The sequence below is a fragment of the Mesorhizobium sp. M2A.F.Ca.ET.039.01.1.1 genome, assembly GCF_003998035.1.
Lineage (GTDB): Bacteria > Pseudomonadota > Alphaproteobacteria > Rhizobiales > Rhizobiaceae > Mesorhizobium.
On sequence record NZ_RZRY01001118.1, the window covers coordinates 1 to 1457 of the forward strand.

Here is a 1457-nt window from a genome sequence, read left to right on the forward strand (position 1 = left end):
CCCGCGACATGGGCAAGAAAGCCGGCGAGGCGCTGCAGCGAGATCAGGCTGTCGCGGACCGAGGAGGCGAGGTCCTCCTTGCGGCCGATGCCTTTCAGGAGCTCCTGGAAATCGCGGTTGCGCTTCGAAGCCTTGGTCGAGCGCGCCTGGAAAATGTCGCGCGAAATCGCCTCGACCTCCCGGCCGGCGCGCTCGAGGATGTCGGCCAGGCGATCGACGATCGCCTCGAGAAGGCCGATCAGGATGGTGTCGCCGCTGGTGCAGCCGGTCGCCACCTTTTCGGCGCGCAGCGGGAAGGTCTTGAAGGCCTTGGGTTCGTGGTAGCGGATGGTGATCAGCCGATTGCCGGCAAGCGCGAAGGTCACCGGCGACATCAAAGGATCGTCGGCCTCGGTCTGTGCCGGCAGCACGGCGGTCATGAAGTAGCCGCCGTCCTCGACATAGAGGCGGCTCGATATCTCGATCTCCTCCATCTCCTCACGGGTCGGGATGGCTATGCCCAGCCAGCTCTCGATGCGCGCCTCTTCCTCCTTGGTCGGGTTGAAGAGGTCAGCCCAGACGACCCTGTCGCCATCCGCCGCGAGATCCTCGGTGAGACGCAGGCGGTCATTGTCCACGACGAAGGCCTTTATCATCGCCGGGTCTCCTGAAGGATCAGGTGTTGAACTTGAACAGCATGATGTCGCCGTCCTGGACGACATACTCCTTGCCTTCGTCGCGCGCCTTGCCGGCTTCCTTGGCGGCCACTTCACCGCCCAGCGTGACGAAGTCGTTGTAGGAGATGGTCTGGGCGCGGATGAAGCCGCGCTCGAAGTCGGTATGGATGACGCCGGCCGCCTGCGGCGCCTTATCGCCCTTGTGGATCGTCCAGGCGCGCGTCTCCTTCGGTCCGACGGTGAAGTAGGTGATCAGATGCAAGAGTTCGTAGCCGGCGCGGATCACCTTGTTGAGGCCGGGCTCGTCGAGGCCGATCGAGGCTAGGAACTCCATTTCCTCCTCGTCGGAAAGCTGGGCGACCTCCGCCTCGATCGCCGCCGAGATCACCACCGTGCCGGCACCCTGGGCTGCCGCCATCTTCTCCACCGCCCTGGTGTGCTCGTTGCCCGTGGCGGCGTCCGCCTCGGCGACGTTGCAGACATAGAGAACGGGATGCGAGGTGAGCAGGTTCAGCCCCTGCAGGATGCGCAGATCCTCCGCCGCGATGCCGTTGAGCAGGAAGCGCGTCGGCTTGCCGGCCTGCAGCAGTTCGAGCGACGCCTCCATCATCGGCAGGACGGCCATGGCTTCCTTGTCCTTGCCGGCGGCGCGCTTGCGGACCTGGGCGATGCGGCGCTCGAGGCTTTCGAGGTCGGCAAGCATCAGCTCGGTCTCGACCGTCTCGGCGTCGGCGACCGGATCGATGCGACCCTCGACATGGGTGATGTCGTCATCCTCGAAGCAGCGCAGCACATGCACGA

Annotated in this window: 2 protein-coding genes; both read right to left on the reverse strand. The window is 65.1% G+C overall.

The features are described from left to right. A partial coding sequence (locus tag EOA24_RS37775; RefSeq protein ID WP_127410811.1) for a CorA family divalent cation transporter occupies nt 1–635 on the reverse strand: 635 nt, incomplete at its 3' end. 19 nt (nt 636–654) lie between these two features. Continuing rightward, the coding region (ychF, locus tag EOA24_RS37780; RefSeq protein ID WP_127410812.1) for a redox-regulated ATPase YchF at nt 655–1457 on the reverse strand (803 nt) is incomplete at its 5' end.